Here is a 17,253-nt window from a genome sequence, read left to right as displayed (position 1 = left end):
AACGAAAACAGTAAAAAAAGCGCCGCATTGAAGCGGCGCTTTTTTATTCAAGCCTGTAAAAAAGCGCGCGCTTCACGTGCCTGGGAAATGAACCCGCGAGTCACGTCGCAGAACGCTGGCTCATCGAGCGATGCCAATTCACGCTGGGCACACAACCGCACATCGCCCTGATCGACCGTAAACCAGCAGCCATGCAAGCGCGCTACGTCGAAGTTCAGGCTCAGCAGACGCTGCAAATCGGGGGCACGCTCTGGGCAGCGGCCAATGCGGCAATGAAAGATGACCATCTCACTGTGCTCGGGCAATTCAATGATCGCCGCTTCGTTGTTCTGACCGTCATAAAGAGCGCATACGCCGTTCTGCAAGGTCAGTGACGTGGCGAGCTGGGCGCCCAGAGAATTGATGAAGCGGGCGAAATCGGGTTGCGAAGTTTTCATCGTCATAGTCCTTTAAGGTTAAAACAGCATGAAGCAGCCGGACAGCAGGCGCCTGCAGCCTGTGTCCGGCGCCGGGATTAACGCGGGTCAAGCAAGCCCTCTTCAAGTGCCCTCAATGCGTCATCGTCTTTTGTCGGCTGCTTAAGCGCCTCGCGTGCTGACGCGACTGCGTTCAACACACCTTCATCCACGACCCGAACCGTATCCACGGCCATCTGGGTAGGCAACTGCAATGCGCCTCGTCCCATGTGATAGGCGTTTTCCGCGACTCGTGGGATACCGCTCAACGTGCTCTTCTGGAACGTATGTGGCAGCGACTCCCTGTTCGGATGACGGATGTTATTCAAAGCCGTCTCGGTACGGTCCAGCATAGGTGTTGCACCGCCCATGCCTGCCGCTTTCAACGCCTTGGCTTCTGCGGTAACCGACTGGTTGGTGTACAACGTGGACAGATAGGACACCGAACCCGTCGCTGCCAGGGCCATGTTGCGCAAAATAGCCCCCGCACTGAGCGTGCCACTTGCGCCTTCAGCCTGAGCGGTCACAGGCGGCAGTGCCGAGGTCAGTGCAGAACTCTGAATACCCGAAAGAGCCTTGCTGTAGAACGTGGTGCGTACCGACGGCTCGCGCAGGTCCATACCTTTGGCCAGGTCCTTTTTCAGATCGGTCTCGGCGCGGTCCGGGGTAAATACCGGAATTTTGCGCCCTTGCGGGTCGACATAATTCGACTTCAATTGCAGCAGCGTTTGCGAACTGGCAGAAACCGCCCCGCCAAAACCGGATGCCAGGGCTCTTGCACTCAGCGTCTGCCCATTGATCTGGTGAACATCGTTGAGCATCTGGCGCACAGCCTGAGAACCACCGAAGGCACTGTAAGCCATCAGCTCACCTACCGGATGGGTGGACGAACCCTGAACCTTCTTCTGGTTCAGCAGCGCGCGTTCACTTTTCACGAACGCCTTGTCCTGAGCGACTTCCTCGGGCGTTTTTTTGACCAGCTCACCGTGCTCGCTTTTCAGCTCGAAGGGGTCAGGAATAACCGTATTGGTATCCACAGCCTTCATTGGCACCATGTTCAGGCGTTCGTTGAGGCCAGTCTTCTGCAAGGCGGCCTGAAACATCGGCTTGACCACGCTGTTGACCGTCTCGTGAGCAATGCCCGCCACCATCCCGATTATCGAGGCCTTGAGCATGTTGGCGTCGCTGCTGGTCTCGGGAATCGTGTCTCGCAGCTTGTCGCTGGTGGACAAACGCACATAACCCAAGTGTGTCATTGAAGACAAGAACTGCGGAACCGCAGCCGCGACAATCGGCCCTGCACCTTTCCAGCCACCCACCGTGTTACGGGCAGTGACGAGATCACTGACGACGTTGTCCAGTTGCGTATGTGCGGCGACCGAAGCAAGGCGCTTGGCCTCCGGCGACTTGACGAAATCGGCGTGCAAACCTACCAGGGTGGTTTTGGCGTCGACCAGCGCCTGCCTGTCAGCGTGCAGAGACTCCTTGTTGCCCTCTTCGGCATCTTGCAGAGTGAGATCCAGCGCACTGATGTGCTCATCCAGCGACGCGATGCTGCTGCTCAGGCCTTCGCCGATTGCCTTGCTTGCACGACCGGCGTATTCGCCAAGGGCAGTCTGACTGACGGCAAGCGTCGCCTTGTCCGCTTTTGCATGCTGGCCTACCGTTGCGGGCGAAGCGTCATGCATCAGTTGAAAGTGCTCCAGTTGATCAGCGACCGACTGAGCAAAACCCTTGATCAGTTGCCCGACCTCGGCTTTATCCGGTATCTGACCCGGCTGGGCGAATTTTTCCAGCCGCTGCTGCAAGTCCGAGCCCTGAAACTGCTTCAGTTGATAGCGCTCAGGAGACAATTTCTCGGCCATGACTTCAAAAGGCAAAGGCTCGGCCTGCAGCAGACTACCGATCAACAACGCAGCACGCGAACTGATCATCGGCGCGCCGCTGACCGGAGCCGTCCCATGCTCAGCCTTGAAGGCCTGCAAAAGCTGTGTGTGTCGAGCCGCGACATTCAGCCGCGCCGCGCCGGCAGACGAGCTTTCTGTCGCGTGTGACCCTGACTGATCGGGAGTCAGCGGCGGATTCATGCCTGCAGTGACTGCATTTGGGTGAGCTGTCTGGGCGGGAACAGTATCGTGCTGCTGGTTTACCCGGCTGAGTTCGACGCCACCGGCCCCGCCGATCCGCGAACTGATCATTGGAATCTCCCAGGAGCCGAAAGGCTCTCGCGTTTGGCTGCTGGGGCAACAGGTTGGTCCGTCGAGGCGCCTACAGTTGTGGCCTGCCCCATGAATCCATGCTCGCGCCACTCTTTGGCCAGGTCGGAAAACGACTTCATCAACAACAGCACGCCTTCGGCAGAGGCTCGTTCAAGGGCCACAGAGCCCATCAGCAGCACACGACCGGTCTGCGCATTAAAGGAAAATGCCGGGCTGTGGGCGCCCGCGAACATGTGAAAGTTGATGTCCATCAACGCCAGCAACGCGCTCTCACGGCCGCGCGCGGGCAACGCGCCCATGTCACCGTAGATCAGAACGGCACGGCCTTCGTCGCGGTCCTGAAACTGCAGGGTGAAGTCCACTTCGCTGATTTTGAAATTGGCAGATTCATAGAAACGTTCAGGTGTGGAAATCAGGCTGAGTGCGCAGATTTCGTTGATAAGGGTGTGGTACTGGTCATTGTTGGTCATTTCAAGGCCTCTGAGTGCGGTGCGGAGCAATACCAGTCTTCCTGCTGGCGTGTGCACACTGAGTCGCAGGCATAGGCATTTCAGTTCCTTGCGTTGGTTGGGCATATAAAAAAAGGAACTTTTAAAAACAGTGCAATGAGATGCCGGCAAAACGGGAACCGGTCGCTGCGCTTTGCCACTCACTTCGAGCAAGCTCAACCCCAAACATCCACATCCCTATCGAACGGACAGCGATACGGCCACTTGCTCTGGTGAACCCTGGAGCTGGCGTCGGTCCAATTGCCCACTTAGCGAGGTAACGCAGCATGAGCATCGGCATCACACCCCGGCCGCAACAGACCACCACGCCACTCGATTTTTCGGCGCTAAGCGGCAAGAGTCCTCAACCAAACACGTTCGGCGAGCAGAACACTCAGCAAGCGATCGACCCGAGTGCACTGTTGTTCGGCAGCGACACACAGAAAGACGTCAACTTCGGCACGCCCGACAGCACCGTCCAGAATCCGCAGGACGCCAGCAAGCCCAACGACAGCCAGTCCAACATCGCTAAATTGATCAGTGCATTGATCATGTCGTTGCTGCAGATGCTCACCAACTCCAATAAAAAGCAGGATGCCAATCAGGAGCAGCCTGATAGCCAGGCTCCTTTCCAGAACAACGGCGGGCTCGGTACACCGTCGGCCGATAGCGGGGGCGGCGGTACACCGGATGCAACAGGTGGTGGCGGCGGCGGTGATACGCCAAGCGCAACAGGCGGTGGCGGCGGTGATACTCCGACCGCAACAGGCGGTGGCGGCAGCGGTGGCGGCGGCACACCTACTGCAACAGGTGGCGGCGGCGGTGGCACACCCACTGCAACAGGCGGTGGCGAGGGTGGCGTAACACCGCAAATCACTCCGCAGTTGGCCAACCCTAACCGTACCTCAGGTACTGGCTCGGTGTCGGACACCGCAGGTTCTACCGAGCAAGCCGGCAAGATCAATGTGGTGAAAGACACCATCAAGGTCGGCGCTGGCGAAGTCTTCGACGGCCACGGCGCAACCTTCACTGCCGACAAATCTATGGGTAACGGAGACCAGGGCGAAAATCAGAAGCCCATGTTCGAGCTGGCTGAAGGCGCTACGTTGAAGAATGTGAACCTGGGTGAGAACGAGGTCGATGGCATCCACGTGAAAGCCAAAAACGCTCAGGAAGTCACCATTGACAACGTGCATGCCCAGAACGTCGGTGAAGACCTGATTACGGTCAAAGGCGAGGGAGGCGCAGCGGTCACTAATCTGAACATCAAGAACAGCAGTGCCAAAGGTGCAGACGACAAGGTTGTCCAGCTCAACGCCAACACTCACTTGAAAATCGACAACTTCAAGGCCGACGATTTCGGCACGATGGTTCGCACCAACGGTGGCAAGCAGTTTGATGACATGAGCATCGAGCTGAACGGCATCGACGCTAACCACGGAAAGTTCGCCCTGGTGAAAAGCGACAGTGACGATCTGAAGCTGGCAACGGGCAACATCGCCATGACCGACGTCAAACACGCCTACGATAAAACCCAGGCATCGACCCAACACACCGAGCTTTGAATCCAGACAAGTAGCTTGAAAAAAGGGGGTGGACTCGTCGAGTCCGCCCCCTTTTTACTGTTTAGCTACAGCTCACAGATTGCTTACGACCGCATAGGCCGAAACGGTATTTCACTTGGAGAAGCCGCCGTGCCCCCCTCTTCTATATCAGCTTCACGAGCCGGGCGTTGACGCAGGTTATTGACCGTATTGCGCAAGCTGGCGCCGGTATGGGTGATCGCCTCCCCGCCCATGTCTTTGACGGTCTTCGCCAGTTTGACGGTCTGGTCGGCTACGTAGCCTGTGGTACTGGATGCAGTCGATTTCACCGTGTCCTGTATGAACGACTCGGCTTTTTTCACCGCGGGATCGGTTGTCAGCGCGGCCGTGGTCCAGCCTGCGAAAACGGCTGCCGAACCTGCCAGGTTGGTCAACTGACTGACCGCGGCCTTGGTCGCCGGGTCGGTGATATTTTTCGTCGCCATCTCCTGCAACTTGCCTACCCCGGCAAAGCCACCCGCCAGCGCCAGACCGTTTTGGGTCAGACTGGACGCTGACACCAGGCTTCTTACCGCACCCATTGCGTCGGTCGCCATATCCAGTGGCAGACCGGCCATCCGCTTGCCAGCGTTGAGCGCCGCACCCGAGTAGCTGGCCGATTTTATTGCTTTATAAGCCTCAAGCCAGTCGTTTTCTTCGCTCAGTTGAGCCTTGGGCTCTTTATCCTTCAAGCCGAGCACTAATGCACCGCCACGCTGGTGATCACGCGACTGCACACTGAGCAGGCGGTTGCCAAAGCCTGCGTTGGCAGCCAGACCACCCGCCATCGATACACCAAGGTCCACAGCACCCTGCACGGCGGGTCTGGACGCCAGTGCCGGAGCCAATACGGTACGTACGGCGTTGCGCGCCGAGTACGTCTGAACCGCAACCCCCGTGTCCAGAACCTGTCGAGCAAGGCTTGGCGAGTGGCGCTTCACCGAAGCGGCCATCGCATCGTGGAGCCTGTCCGGCGAGGCGCTCAGGTAATGCAGATCACCCGTCGCGCGGTCCATCATCTTAGTGCCCACCTGGTCCATGGCGCCCGACAGCGCTCCGGAAATGAGCGGGGTCAGCGGTTTGAGCGGAGCCGGCAGCCAATCGCCCTTGTTGATCGCAGGCTGCATGTACTGAAGCAACGAGGCCATGGCAAAGGGCGCCGCCCGCAACGCGCCTGATGCAGTCGTCGCCAATCGGTCGAGCTTTTCCGCCTTGGCGAAGGTGTCGGCGATGGTTGCCGGGGTTTCCCCTTCGAAGTGCAGGCGGCTGGCGCGCGTCTCGATCAGCGCAGTGATCTGCGCATTGTGTACGTCAACTGCAGCTTGGCCATCAGCCGAATCGGCCGGCGGCAGTTTATGCGCAGCGAACACATGATCTGTCAGGTAATCGGCAATCGCATTTATCTCGCGTTGCTGATCGGAGCTGACAGATCGCACAGAGCTGGAGGCAAGAGACGCGTCGGACGCTGTCCGAAAGCTATCCGTCGAAGCAATAGACGGTTGTTGGACGGGTCGGTTGATGTGCATGGGAATTCCCTCTCTTTCTACGGAAGTTTGAACAGCACAGTGCTGAGGCGGGCGTGTCCGGAGCGACTACTTGCATGAAAGCAAGACAGTGGGCTGTCGATCAAACAGCGCCAGAAACAGCGAAACGTCCGGTCGCCCGCCGGTTTAAAAGGATCGACGAAGGCTGTGTGGTCCCGGATCGGTTGACGGTTCCACTGAATAATCTGCGTACGCCCACTACCAAGGACTGCGCCGAAAAATCACCGTCGTTTGTGTTGCAGATTACGCAAATTGAAATTAAGCGAGCTTTAAGGATGGCAGCGTAAGTTCACAACATGGCTTGGCGCTTAGCGAGTAAGCGCCTTCTTCCAAACCAGCAAAGGAGTGCCGCAATGTCTGGTCCTTTCGAGAAAAAATGGCGGTGTTTCACCCGAACCGTGACCTACGTTGGCTGGTCGCTGTTCTGGCTTCTGCTCTGGGACGTGGCCGTCACCGTGGATGTCATGCTGATAGAAGGCAAAGGCATCGACTTCCCCCTGATGCCCCTCACGTTGCTTTGCTCGGCACTGATCGTGCTGATCAGCTTTCGCAACTCGAGTGCCTATAACCGTTGGTGGGAAGCGCGCACCTTGTGGGGCGCAATGGTCAACACCTCACGCAGTTTTGGCCGGCAGGTACTGACGCTGATCGATGGCGAACGGGATGACCTCAACAACCCTGTCAAAGCCATACTCTTTCAACGTCATGTGGCTTACTTGCGTGCCCTGCGCGCGCACCTCAAAGGCGACGTCAAAACAGCAAAACTCGACGGGTTACTGTCGCCCGACGAGATTCAGCGCGCCAGCCAGAGCAACAACTTCCCCAATGACATCCTCAATGGCTCTGCTGCGGTTATCTCGCAAGCCTTTGCCGCCGGCCAGTTCGACAGCATCCGTCTGACCCGCCTGGAATCGACCATGGTCGATCTGTCCAACTGTCAGGGAGGCATGGAGCGCATCGCCAACACGCCACTGCCCTACCCCTACGTTTATTTCCCACGGCTGTTCAGCACGCTGTTCTGCATCCTGATGCCGCTGAGCATGGTCACCACCCTGGGCTGGTTCACCCCGGCGATATCCACGGTAGTGGGCTGCATGCTGCTGGCAATGGACCGCATCGGTACAGACCTGCAAGCCCCATTTGGCAACAGTCAGCACCGGATCCGCATGGAAGACCTGTGCAACACCATCGAAAAGAACCTGCAATCGATGTTCGCTTCGCCAGAGAGGCAGCCGCTGCTGGCTGACCTGAAAGCCCCGTACCGCGGCGCGTGGCCAACGCATCAGTTGGCGGTCTGAGCGGGCGGACAAGTGATCCTGGCCGATCGGCCAGGCAGAAACGGGAAGGGTGAGTAAAATGACGGACACTTTTGCATCGACGCAGGAACGAAGGAACGTATGCTCAAAAGATGCCTGTTACTGGTTATGTCAATGTCACTTGGCGGCTGCTGGAGCCTGATGATTCATCTGGACGGCGAGCGTTGCATCTATCCCGGCACTCGCCAAGGTTGGGCGTGGGGAACCCATAACGGAGGGCAGAGCTGGCCCATACTTTTAGACGTGCCGTTTTCCCTCGCGCTGGACACTCTGCTGCTGCCCTACGACCTCACCGCTTTTCTGCCTGAAAATCTTGGCGGTGATGAACATAAATGTCAGTTCAGTGGCGGGTTGAACGTGCTCGGTTGATCCCTATTTTTCATTGCGACCGGGGAGTGCGGCCCCGACGCTCTTGGGGAACACACCTGGAATTCAAACCCGTCTTAAAAACTTTATGTGCGTGGCATGTTCCTCGTCCACTGGCTGAAAGCCGCAACGCAAGTAAAACTCTGCTCCGCTCGGAGTATCAGTGAACAGGCGCACGGCGCGAAATTGCTCAGCCGCATGTTCCACAAGTCGATTCACCAGAATCTTTCCAAGGCCTTGGCCTCTTGAGGCGGTCGCGACGTATACCCTGCGTAGCCTGCCAATACCCCTCTGAGCATGCGAATCACGTGAAAGACCTCCGATGCCTGCCAGAGCGCCGTCCAGAAGTACGACCATGAGGCATTCACCCTTGGCCTCGAATCGATTCTTTCCGGACCTCCACTCCTCGATCAAGCGGGTAAGAAACCTGAAGCCCTCTGCTACTGCCTCTTGCTCCAGAATCAGAACCTGACAAGGCAATTCAGTAATGATCTGGACTTCTACCTGTTTCATCTAATGACCTCATCCACAGTGGTCCTGCGCTGGCGAAAACACGAGCAGGTCTGGACAGAATGCATATGCAACAGCAAAGGCTGCAACCAGTGCACACCACCAGAACCGGGTTCGACAGTTAAGCTGATATCATTCAAGCACCTGCAAGCCGAGTCGAAGCACATGAACCGTCGCAAGAAAATACAGCAACTGTTAAAGGCTCATGCCAAGAAAGCCAGCGCTAAACTGGCACCGGCAAACAAATCCAGCTACGTGAGCAAGGCTGATCGGTTGAAGCTGGCGGCAGAGTCCGGTAACGACCCGATCAGTTCCGTCGAGGACTGAACAGCGACGTTTACGCGCCACCGGTATGGTCAGGCTGTTCATTCCGATGGAGCGTATTGCAAGGAGCCTGTTCAACAGCTCACTTACTTCGCAAACGAGTACTCACCGCCCTGCTCCAGCGCCTGGCGATACGCAGGTCTTTCCTGGCATCGTTGTACCCAGGCCGCAAGGTTAGGATACGGCTGCAGCATTCCCTGCATTTTGGCGAATTCGCCAATGAAGCTCATCTGAATATCCGCGCCACTCAATTCGTCGCCCAGCAGATAAGACGTCAGCCCCAGAGCTTCATTCAGATAGCCCAGGTAGTTGGCCAGTTCAGAGTGAATGCGCGGATGCAAAGGCGCGCCCGCCTCACCCAGGCGACCGACGTACAGGTTGAGCATCAGCGGCAGAATGGCCGAACCTTCGGCGAAGTGCAGCCATTGTACGTACTCATCGTAGGTGGCGCTGGCAGGATCCGGTTGCAGGCGGCCGTCGCCATGACGGCGGATCAGGTAATCGACGATGGCGCCAGACTCGATAACCACATGGGGACCGTCTTCGATCACCGGGGATTTGCCCAGCGGATGAATGGCCTTCAGCTCAGGCGGCGCGAGGTTGGTTTTCGGGTCACGCTGGTAGCGTTTTATCTCGTACGGCAGGCCAAGTTCTTCGAGTAACCACAGAATGCGCTGCGAACGTGAGTTGTTCAGGTGGTGGACAATAATCATGTGGGTCTCCGCTGGGTGAGAGTGGGATGTCTAGAAAAAAGACTGCTGGGCCGCCGTAGAGTGCCGTGAATCGAATGTCCTCTGGCGACCTCAGACGCGTCTGTCGGCGCAGACCGCTGCCGACTCACCGCGAAGCTGACGCTCCACTGCCGCTTTATCGATTACCGACCAAACGCCGATTATCTTGCCATCGCTGAATGTGTAGAACACATTTTCGGAAAAGGTGATGCGCCGTCCCTGTGTGTCCTGCCCCAGAAATCGACCCTGTGGCGAGCAGTTGAAGACCAGCCGGGCAGCGACCTGTGGTGCTTCAACGACCAGCAAATCGATATTGAAACGCAAGTCGGGGATAATCCTGACGTCGTTTTCCAGCATTGTTTTGTAGCCGGACAGGCTGATCAGCTCACCGTTGTAATGCACATTGTCATCGACGAAGTTGCCCAACTGGTGCCAACTACGGTCATTCAGACAGGCGATGTAAGCCCGATAGTGATCGGTCAGGTTCATGGCGCGCCCTCCTTCGGGTACTCAAAGCAGTCACTGTCAATCATCCAGATGACCCGTACAGTTTTAACAGAGTCATAGGGAACTCGTGCGGCCGACATCGCCCTAAGCCTCACATCTATGTACTGGCGCGACGCTGGTTTCAAGCGAAGGACTTCAGATTCATGTCTTCAAGTAGCACTACAGCAGCGGCTGACACGCAAGGTCGGCAAAACGCCTCGCCTAACCGACTGATTTTCATCTCCGTACTTGTGGCAACCATGGGCGCGCTCGCGTTTGGTTATGACACCGGTATTATCGCCGGCGCATTGCCCTTCATGACGCTGCCGGCCGATCAGGGCGGGCTGGGCCTGAATGCCTACAGCGAAGGGATGATCACTGCTTCGCTGATCGTCGGTGCAGCCTTCGGCTCACTGGCCAGTGGCTATATTTCCGACCGTTTCGGACGACGCCTGACCCTGCGCCTCCTGTCGGTGCTGTTCATCGCGGGTGCGCTGGGTACGGCCATCGCGCCGTCCATTCCGTTCATGGTCGCCGCGCGCTTCCTGCTGGGTATCGCGGTGGGTGGCGGCTCGGCGACGGTGCCGGTGTTCATTGCCGAAATCGCCGGCCCCTCGCGTCGTGCGCGGCTGGTCAGCCGCAACGAACTGATGATCGTCAGCGGCCAGTTGCTCGCCTATGTGCTCAGCGCGGTCATGGCCGCGCTGCTGCACACGCCGGGCATCTGGCGCTATATGCTGGCGATCGCGATGGTGCCGGGGGTGTTGCTGCTGATCGGCACCTTCTTCGTACCGCCTTCGCCGCGCTGGCTGGCGTCCAAAGGCCGTTTTGACGAAGCTCAGGATGTGCTGGAGCAACTGCGCAGCAACAAGGACGATGCGCAGCGTGAAGTGGACGAAATGAAAGCTCAGGACGAGCAGGCGCGCAATCGTCCCAAGGCAAAGGAATTGCTGCGTCAGCGCTGGGTCATCAAGCTGCTGCTGATCGGCATCGGTCTGGGCTTTACCGCACAGCTCACCGGCGTGAACGCCTTCATGTATTACACACCGATCATCCTCAAGAATACCGGGATGGGCACCAACGCTGCGCTGACGGCCACCATCGGCAACGGCGTGGTGTCGGTCATCGCGACCCTGCTGGGCATCTGGGCAATAGGTCGTTATGGTCGTCGCCACTTGCTGATGACCGGTCTGGTGATGGTCATCCTGATGCAGGCCGCGCTTGGCTGCGTACTGCAATTCATGCCGCAGAACCTGACCCAGAGCTACACGGCCCTCGCCTGCATTCTGGTGTTCCTGCTGTTCATGCAGATGTGCATTTCGCCGGTGTACTGGCTGTTGATGTCGGAACTGTTCCCCATGCAGGTGCGGGGTTTGCTGACCGGCACGGCGGTGTCGATGCAGTGGCTGTTCAACGCCTCGGTGGCGTTTACCTTCCCGATTGCAGTGGATACCATCGGCAACCCGACGTTCTTCATCTTTGCGGCCATCAACGTCGGCTCGCTGATCTTCGTGTTCCTGTGCCTTCCCGAGACCAAGGGCAAGTCGCTTGAACAAATCGAAAAGCACCTGAAGAAAGAGCTGTAACCAGCGCTTTGACTACCCGTATTTGAACTAAAGGAATAGCGATGTCCACCACCGAGCAAGCCACGGCGACCGTCGAAAGTGCCTCCTTCGACAGTGCCATTCCGATACTGCGGATGTTCGACGAGCGCAAGGCGCGCGAGTTCTACCTCGACTTTCTCGGTTTCCGTGTCGAGTTCGAACATCGGTTCGAAGCCGATCTGCCGCTGTATCTGGGCATCAGCCGCAACGGACTGCACCTGCACCTTTCCGAACACCACGGCGATGCATGCCCCGGGGCGGCCGTTTTCATACCGACCCGCAACATCGAGCAACTACGCGATGAGCTGATTGGCAAGCAGTATGGCTATGCGCGCCCGGACATCGTGCAGCAGGGTTGGGGGAAAGTATTGGAAGTCTGCGACCCGTTCGGCAACCGGATCAGGTTTTGCGAGAGCTGAGATAACATCTGGCGCGATCAACATCCTGATCGCGCCACAACACCCGCCAAACGTGTGACCCATCGTTGGGCAGCGGTATGTTTTCGGGCACAACCCTGATGCATGAAAGTACCGCTCATGCTTGCCCGAACGCCTCACACCCCTCTCGATTCAACGCTTTTCCAACCTTGGCCCATTAAGTGCAGAGGTGCTTGTTCATCTTGTATACATGAATGAACACCACCATGATCGCACTCGACATTAATGAACTTCAGTCGGCGTTACGCTCGGGTACAACCACCCTGGCGACGCTTGTGCACTCCCTGACGATGCACATTGATGCAGATGATCGACCCGAAGTCTGGATTTATCGGGTGCCCGCTGCGGACCTGCTTGAAAGAGCAGCCGCACTGGAAGGTATCGCCGCAGCGCTGGGCGATTCGGTGTATGAGCAACTGCCGCTGTTCGGTGTGCCGTTTGCGGTCAAGGACAATTTCGACGTAGCGGGAATGCTCACCACGGCTGCATGCCCGGCTTTCGCTTATACCGCCAGAGAAAACGCTCATGTGGTGCAACGGCTGCTCGACAGTGGCGCGTTGTTGATCGGCAAAACCAATCTCGATCAGTTCGCCACCGGCCTGGTGGGCGTCCGCTCGCCTTACGGCGCGGTGCGCAACGCTCACGATCCGGCCTATGTGAGCGGCGGTTCCAGTTCAGGGTCCGCTGTGGCGGTAGCGCGTGGCTACGTGAGTTTTGCACTGGGCACCGACACGGCAGGCTCGGGTCGAGTGCCCGCAGGCTTCAATGGCATCGTCGGGCTCAAGCCCAGCCTTGGCCTGTTCAGCAGTCGCGGCGTTGTGCCCGCTTGCCGCACGCTGGACTGCCCGTCGATCTTTGCCTGCGACGTGATGCAGGCCTGGCAGGTGGCGCAGGTCATCGCCGCCTACGATCCTCTGGATCCGGGCAGTGTGGCCGTGCAGGCCTTGCCGGTGCAGCGCCGGGCCAGGCGCGTGGCGGTTGCCCGCCAGTGCGAGTTCTTCGGAGACACTCAGGCGCAGGCGGCGTATTCAAAGGCGCTGGCGGCCCTGCATGACGATCCACTGGTGACCCTCAAAGAGATCGAATTTGACGTGTTCGCCGAAGCGGCGGCGCTTCTCTATCAAGGCCCGTGGGTGGCCGAACGGCGGGCAGCCGTCGGCAGTTTTTTTACTGAAAACGCTGCCGATGTTCACCCGGTGGTGCGCGGCATCCTGCAGAGCGCTGCGTCCTTCGATGCCGTCGATGCGTTCAACGCCCGTTATCGCCTGGCCGACCTGACCCGGGCAGCCGAACACCTGTTGGCTGATGTGGATGTGCTGGTGGTGCCGACCGCGCCGTGCATGCCGACCATCGATGCGGTGCTGGAAAACCCCATCGAGCTCAATTCACGGCTCGGCTACTACACCAACTTCGTCAACCTGATGAACATGTGCGCCATCGCCATCCCGGCAATCGCTCGTGCTGACGGCTTGCCGGCGGGCATCACGCTGATAGGACCGGCGGGTGCCGATCAGCGGCTCGCAGAGTTCGCCGCTGCCTGGCAACCGCTGCTCGGCAAGGCCGACCAGCGCGAGGCCGTCGCGATGGCGCCCCTGCCCTTTAATGCCCCGACCGTGCAAGTGGCGGTGGTGGGCGCGCACTTGTACGGCCAGCCGCTCAACTGGCAGTTGCTGGAAAGCAGCGCGCGCCTGCTGCAGCGCACCACCACCAGCGCAGATTATCGACTCTATGCGCTGGCCAATACGTCTCCGCCAAAACCGGGTCTGGTGCGTGTGACGGCACAAGGCGCAAGCATCGAGGTCGAGGTCTGGGAGATGCCGTTGAGCCTGTTCGGCGGCTTTGTCGCCGCGATTCCTGCACCGCTGGGCATCGGCTCGCTGCAATTGGCCGACGGTCAGTGGGTCAAGGGCTTCATCTGTGAACCCGCAGGCCTTGAAGGCGCGCTGGACATCACTGATTTCAAAGGCTGGCGCGCCTACCGCGCCGCGCAAACATCTTCCATCGCTCATTGATCAGGGGTAGCACCATGTCGAACGTTGATCGTCGCAGTTTCATCAAGTTGGCGGGCATTATCGGTCTGAGCGCGGCGCTGCCTTTTGGCCGCGCCTACTCAGCCGATGCGCCGCTGGTGGTGGGTTTCATCTACGTCGGCGCTCGCGACGACTTTGGTTACAACCAGGCCCACGCCCAGGCAGCCGCCATCATCAAGACGCTGCCCAACGTCAAGGTAATCGAAGAGGAGAACGTCCCGGAAACCGTGGCCGTGCAGAAAACCATGGAAGCCATGATCCGTCAGGACGGCGCAACGCTGATTTTCCCGACCTCGTTCGGCTATTTCGAGCCGCACGTGGTGAAGGTCGCCAAGAAGTACCCGGACGTGCGTTTCGCGCATTGCGGCGGCCTCTGGCAGAAAGGTAAGGACCCGATGAACGCGGGCAGCTTTTTCGGTTACATCGACGAAGCGCAATACCTGAACGGCGTGATCGCCGGGCACATGAGCAAGAGCAAAAAACTTGGCTTTGTCGCCGCCAAGCCGGTGCCGCAAGTGCTGCGCAACCTCAACGCCTTCGCCATGGGCGCGCGCTCGGTAGACCCGAGCATCGTCACCACGGTGATTTTCACCGGCGACTGGTCGTTGCCGGTCAAGGAAGCGGAAGCCGCCAACGGTCTGATCGATCAGGGCTGTGATGTGCTGACCTGCCATGTCGATGGCCCCAAAGTGATTGTCGAGACTGCCGAAAAGCGCGGTGTCATGACTTGTGGCTACCACGCCAGCCAGGCTGCGCTGGCGCCCAAAGGCTACCTGACCGGGGCCGAATGGAACTGGGAAACACCGTATCGCGCTCATGTGGCTGCGGCCCAGAGTGGCGCGCCGATGATCAACTTCCTGCGTGGCGGCCTCAAGGAAGGCTTCGTCAAGACTTCCGCCTACGGCCCTGCCGTCACCGCTGCCGCAAAACAGCAAGCCGACGCCATCAAGGCGCAGATGCTCGCAGGTCAGTTCGTGATTTTCAAAGGCCCGCTCAAGGACAACAAAGGCGCGGTAGTGATTGCCGATGGCGTGGCTCAAACCCAGACCGACATTGCGCTGGAGAGCATGAATTACCTGGTCGAAGGCGTGCTTGGGCAGATCTGAGGAGCGTTCATGAGTTCATCCACACGTCTGCGCCGTCTTGCCAGCGCGCTGTTGCCGGGGTTGCCTACGCTGCTGGCGGTGTTTTCCTCGTGCGCACTGTTCGGGCTGTTTCTGGCGGTTCAGGGCAAGCCGGCCTGGCAGGCGCTGCAACTGGTCGGCGAAGGCGCGTTTGGCTCCTGGTTCGCGCTGGAGAACACCTTGCAGCGCGCAGCGCCGTTGATGCTGACCGCGCTCTGCGTCGCCCTGCCTGCACGGGCCGGGCTGATTATTATCGGCGGCGAAGGCGCGCTGGTGCTCGGCGCACTGGCAGCGGCGGTCACACCCTTGTGGCTGGGACACTTGCCGCCCGCTTTGATGCTGGTCTGCATGGCGCTGGCGGCAATGACCGTGGGCGCGCTGTGGATCGGCTTGAGTGGCTTGATGCGCCAGCGCCGTGGGGTCAACGAGACGATCAGCAGCCTGCTGCTTTCCTACATTGCTCTGGCGCTGTTCAGGCAACTGGTGGAAGGGCCATTGCGCGATCCGGCAAGCCTGAATAAACCTTCTACCCCGCCGCTGGACGATGCCTACCTGATCGGCACCATCAGTGACGGTTTTGAAGTGCATTGGGGGCTGGTGGCGGGCGTAGTCGCCTGTTTGCTGGCGTATGTGCTGGTACGCCACAGCGTCAAGGGCTTTGCCCTAGCGGTGGTCGGCGGCAACGTGCGCACCGCGTTGATGATCGGCTTGCCGGTGGACCGCCTGATTCTGCTCAGTTGCCTGTTGGGTGGCGCAGCGGCGGGTCTGGCCGGCATGTTCGAAGTCACGGCGGTACAAGGCAGCGCGAATGCTGCGCTGATCGCAGGCTACGGCACCAGCGGCATTCTGGTCGCCTTCGCCGCCCGCCATCATCCGCTGGCGATTATCGTCTGCGCCATCTTGCTGGGCGGGCTGGAAGCCAGCGGCGGACTGCTGCAACGGCGGCTTGGCCTGCCGGATGCGACCACACTGATTCTGGAAGGCTTGCTGTTCACCAACCTGCTGCTCTGGGAAGCCCTGGGCGGGCGTATCGCGGCCTGGAAAATCAGGCTGGCGACGACGCACACGCAGGTCGATGAGAAAGGAGCTTTGCACCATGGCTGATATTGACCTGAGTACCTTTCTGTTCGCCTTGCTGGCCGGCGCAATCCGCGTTGGCACGCCGTTTCTGTTCGTCAGCCTGGGCGAGTGCCTGACCGAGAAAAGCGGGCGCATCAACCTGGGGCTGGAAGGCATTCTGGTGGCCGGGGCCATGTCCGGCTATGCCGTGGCGTGCCTGAGCGGCTCGGCCTGGCTGGGCGTCAGCGCGGCTGCCGGGGTCGGCATTGTGCTCGGCCTGTTGCACGGCCTGGCTTGTTCGCTGCCGCGAGTCAACGACATCGCCTTCGGCATCGCGCTGATCCTGCTCGGCACCGGGATGGCGTTCTTTCTCGGTAAAGCGTTTATCCAGCCACAAGCGCCCATGCTGCCGTCGCTGGCTCTGGGTGCCTGGAGCGATGAGGAACGTGTGCGTTCGGCACTGAACATCAATGTGCTGTTCTTCGTCGGCGCAGCGCTGGCGTTTGTCCTGCACTGGGGGCTGCGCACTACGCGTTGGGGGCTGATGCTGCGGCTGGTCGGTGACCATGCCGAAACCGCCCAGGCGCTGGGCTATCGCCCGCTCAAGGTGCGCATTCTGGCCACTGCCATCGGCGGCGGGCTGGCCGGGATTGGCGGGGCCTATCTGTCACTCTACTACCCCGGCAGCTGGAACGAAGGGCTGTCCAGCGGTCAGGGCCTGATGGCCGTTGCACTGGTGATTTTCGCCCGCTGGCGGCCGCTGGCGTGTCTTTGGGCCTCGCTGCTGTTCGGTGCCGCTGGTGCCATCGGCCCGGCGCTTCAGGCGGTGGGCATCAGCACCGGTTACTACCTTTTCGCGGCGGCACCTTATGCATTGACGCTGGTGGTGATGTACGCCACCTGTCGCCGTGGGCGCACGCTGAACGGCGCGCCGGGCGAACTCAGCCTGACGCGATGAACTGATCTTTCGAGGAGGC

Annotated in this window: 18 protein-coding genes; 11 read left to right on the top strand and 7 right to left on the bottom strand. The window is 59.4% G+C overall.

From position 1 onward, the window contains the following. Positions 1–47 precede the first annotated feature (47 nt). The 3 genes from QRN38_RS10285 to QRN38_RS10275 all read right to left on the bottom strand — a co-directional run bounded on the left by QRN38_RS10285 (position 48) and on the right by QRN38_RS10275 (position 3,144). Positions 48–437, bottom strand: coding sequence for a type III secretion system chaperone (locus QRN38_RS10285; RefSeq protein WP_057418540.1), 390 nt, complete (start codon positions 435–437; stop codon positions 48–50). A 77-nt stretch (positions 438–514) separates the two neighbouring features. After that, positions 515–2,653, bottom strand: a complete 2,139-nt coding sequence (hopM1, locus tag QRN38_RS10280; RefSeq protein WP_057418539.1) for a type III secretion system effector HopM1 — start codon at positions 2,651–2,653, stop codon at positions 515–517. Continuing rightward, positions 2,650–3,144 carry a CesT family type III secretion system chaperone gene (locus QRN38_RS10275; RefSeq protein WP_007244838.1) on the bottom strand — a complete coding sequence of 165 codons (495 nt, stop codon included), beginning with the start codon at positions 3,142–3,144 and terminating at the stop codon, positions 2,650–2,652. Before QRN38_RS10275 ends, hopM1 begins: the two co-directional genes overlap by 4 nt. Positions 3,145–3,449: 305 nt before the next feature. Between QRN38_RS10275 and QRN38_RS10270 the strand changes: the two genes are divergently transcribed. Continuing rightward, positions 3,450–4,727: a pectate lyase gene (locus QRN38_RS10270; protein ID WP_007244839.1), complete on the top strand. Its 1,278-nt coding sequence runs from the start codon at positions 3,450–3,452 to the stop codon at positions 4,725–4,727. Positions 4,728–4,810: 83 nt separating this feature from the next. On the opposite strand, the gene QRN38_RS10265 is transcribed toward QRN38_RS10270, so the two are convergent. Next, positions 4,811–6,181: a hypothetical protein gene (locus tag QRN38_RS10265; RefSeq protein ID WP_010204874.1), complete on the bottom strand. Its 1,371-nt coding sequence runs from the start codon at positions 6,179–6,181 to the stop codon at positions 4,811–4,813. 164 nt (positions 6,182–6,345) lie between these two features. On the opposite strand from QRN38_RS10265, the gene QRN38_RS10260 reads away from it, so the two are divergent. The 3 genes from QRN38_RS10260 to QRN38_RS10250 all read left to right on the top strand — a co-directional run bounded on the left by QRN38_RS10260 (position 6,346) and on the right by QRN38_RS10250 (position 7,974). Next, on the top strand, positions 6,346–6,576 hold the full coding sequence (locus QRN38_RS10260) for a hypothetical protein (RefSeq protein WP_233594472.1): 231 nt from the start codon (positions 6,346–6,348) through the stop codon (positions 6,574–6,576). Between the two features lie 66 nt (positions 6,577–6,642). Next, positions 6,643–7,587, top strand: coding sequence for a bestrophin family protein (locus QRN38_RS10255; protein WP_024677154.1), 945 nt, complete (start codon positions 6,643–6,645; stop codon positions 7,585–7,587). 99 nt (positions 7,588–7,686) lie between these two features. Further along, entirely contained in the window at positions 7,687–7,974 is a 288-nt protein-coding gene (locus tag QRN38_RS10250) for a YceK/YidQ family lipoprotein (protein WP_054090501.1), read from the top strand. 63 nt (positions 7,975–8,037) lie between these two features. On the opposite strand, the gene QRN38_RS10245 is transcribed toward QRN38_RS10250, so the two are convergent. After that, positions 8,038–8,484 carry a GNAT family N-acetyltransferase gene (locus QRN38_RS10245; protein WP_057418538.1) on the bottom strand — a complete coding sequence of 149 codons (447 nt, stop codon included), beginning with the start codon at positions 8,482–8,484 and terminating at the stop codon, positions 8,038–8,040. A gap of 3 nt (positions 8,485–8,487) precedes the next feature. Between QRN38_RS10245 and QRN38_RS10240 the strand changes: the two genes are divergently transcribed. After that, positions 8,488–8,808 (top strand): DUF2986 domain-containing protein, encoded by a 321-nt coding sequence (locus QRN38_RS10240; protein WP_057418537.1) that lies wholly within the window; start codon positions 8,488–8,490, stop codon positions 8,806–8,808. 83 nt (positions 8,809–8,891) lie between these two features. Here the strand turns inward: QRN38_RS10240 and QRN38_RS10235 are convergent, their stop codons facing one another. Beyond that, the gene (locus QRN38_RS10235) at positions 8,892–9,518 is read right to left on the bottom strand and encodes a glutathione S-transferase family protein (RefSeq protein WP_057418536.1); all 627 of its coding nucleotides are present in this window, start codon (positions 9,516–9,518) and stop codon (positions 8,892–8,894) included. 90 nt (positions 9,519–9,608) lie between these two features. Beyond that, positions 9,609–10,025, bottom strand: coding sequence for an ester cyclase (locus QRN38_RS10230; RefSeq protein ID WP_057415388.1), 417 nt, complete (start codon positions 10,023–10,025; stop codon positions 9,609–9,611). Positions 10,026–10,186: 161 nt separating this feature from the next. On the opposite strand from QRN38_RS10230, the gene QRN38_RS10225 reads away from it, so the two are divergent. From QRN38_RS10225 to QRN38_RS10200, 6 genes are all read left to right on the top strand, one after another. Next, the gene (locus QRN38_RS10225; RefSeq protein ID WP_007244847.1) at positions 10,187–11,608 is read left to right on the top strand and encodes a sugar porter family MFS transporter; all 1,422 of its coding nucleotides are present in this window, start codon (positions 10,187–10,189) and stop codon (positions 11,606–11,608) included. Between the two features lie 41 nt (positions 11,609–11,649). Continuing rightward, positions 11,650–12,045, top strand: a complete 396-nt coding sequence (locus QRN38_RS10220; protein WP_007244848.1) for a glyoxalase superfamily protein — start codon at positions 11,650–11,652, stop codon at positions 12,043–12,045. Between the two features lie 224 nt (positions 12,046–12,269). After that, positions 12,270–14,075, top strand: a complete 1,806-nt coding sequence (gene atzF, locus QRN38_RS10215; RefSeq protein WP_054090499.1) for an allophanate hydrolase — start codon at positions 12,270–12,272, stop codon at positions 14,073–14,075. A 14-nt stretch (positions 14,076–14,089) separates the two neighbouring features. Further along, entirely contained in the window at positions 14,090–15,199 is a 1,110-nt protein-coding gene (locus tag QRN38_RS10210) for a BMP family ABC transporter substrate-binding protein (protein WP_005763948.1), read from the top strand. Positions 15,200–15,208: 9 nt separating this feature from the next. Further along, positions 15,209–16,321, top strand: a complete 1,113-nt coding sequence (locus QRN38_RS10205; RefSeq protein ID WP_005763950.1) for an ABC transporter permease — start codon at positions 15,209–15,211, stop codon at positions 16,319–16,321. After that, entirely contained in the window at positions 16,314–17,234 is a 921-nt protein-coding gene (locus QRN38_RS10200) for an ABC transporter permease (RefSeq protein ID WP_024667704.1), read from the top strand. Before QRN38_RS10205 ends, QRN38_RS10200 begins: the two co-directional genes overlap by 8 nt. The last annotated feature ends 19 nt before the right edge of the window (positions 17,235–17,253 follow it).

It is taken from the genome of Pseudomonas sp. CFBP2511 (assembly GCF_030209255.1).
In the GTDB taxonomy this organism is placed as follows: domain Bacteria; phylum Pseudomonadota; class Gammaproteobacteria; order Pseudomonadales; family Pseudomonadaceae; genus Aquipseudomonas; species Aquipseudomonas avellanae.
This window is presented reverse-complemented; position numbering and strand designations above follow the sequence as displayed.